Annotated in this window: 1 protein-coding gene; it reads right to left on the reverse strand. The window is 64.2% G+C overall.

Going from position 1 to position 1,057, the window contains the following annotated elements:
- A partial coding sequence (locus ACSFA2_RS25815) for an NAD-dependent succinate-semialdehyde dehydrogenase (protein ID WP_435458169.1) occupies positions 1-1,057 on the reverse strand: 1,057 nt, incomplete at both ends.

A 1,057-nucleotide genomic window follows, 5' to 3' on the forward strand; every position in this document is an offset into this window, starting at 1 on the left:
TCACATCGTTCGAGAAAACGTAGTCTGCCAGTCCATAGGGCGAGTCGTTGGCCCTGTCGACCACTTCGCTTTCCGTGTCGAAGCGAAACAGCGCAGCGACCGGCCCGAAGGTCTCCTCGTGGGCCAGGACCATGGTGTCGTTCGCCTCTGTCAGCACCGTCGGCTCGAAGAACTGGGAACCACGTTCGGAAGCCTTCCCGCCGCAAGCGATTGATGCGCCCTTGGCTTGCGCGTCCGTCACGTGTGCCTGCACCTTCTGAAGCGCGGCCTGGTTGATCAGCGGACCGATGGTGGTACCCGCTTCCGTACCTGCGCCCACTCGCAGCTGTCGCACTTCCTTCACCAGCCGATCGGTGAAGCGCCCGTAGATGCCCGCCTGAACGTAGATGCGGTTGGCGCACACGCAGGTCTGCCCGCTGTTGCGGAACTTGCTTGCCATGACGCCGGCGATCGCGGTCTCGAGATCGGCGTCGTCGAACACGATGACGGGTGCATTTCCTCCGAGCTCGAGGCTGACACGCTTGACGGTGTCGGCGCACTGGCGAAGCAGCGTCTTGCCGACGGCCGTCGATCCCGTGAAGGTCAGCTTGCGCACCGTGGGGTTGCCCGTGAGTTCGGCGCCGATGCCCGCCGGCGCACCCGTCACGATGTTCAGCACGCCCTTTGGAAACCCGGCGCGCTCGCCTAACTCGGCCAGTGCCAGTGCAGAGTACGGGGTCAGCTCGGAGGGCTTGACCACGACCGTGCAACCGGCGGCCAGGGCAGGCGCCAACTTGCGCGTGATCATCGCGTTCGGGAAATTCCAAGGCGTGATCGCCGCGCACACGCCCACAGGCATCTTGCGAACGAAGATGCGTCGGTTCGGCTGCGTCGCTGGAATGGTCTCGCCATAAGCGCGCACGCCCTCGCCCGCGAACCATTGGACGAACGACGCGCCATACAGGATTTCGCCTTTGGCTTCACTCAAGGGCTTGCCCTGCTCGAGGGTCATCAGGAGGGCAAGATCATCGGCGTGCGCCAGCATGAGGTCGTGCCACTTGAGCAACAGCGCTGCACG

It is taken from the genome of Variovorax cryoconiti, assembly GCF_051216395.1.
In the GTDB taxonomy this organism is placed as follows: Bacteria; Pseudomonadota; Gammaproteobacteria; order Burkholderiales; family Burkholderiaceae_C; genus Variovorax.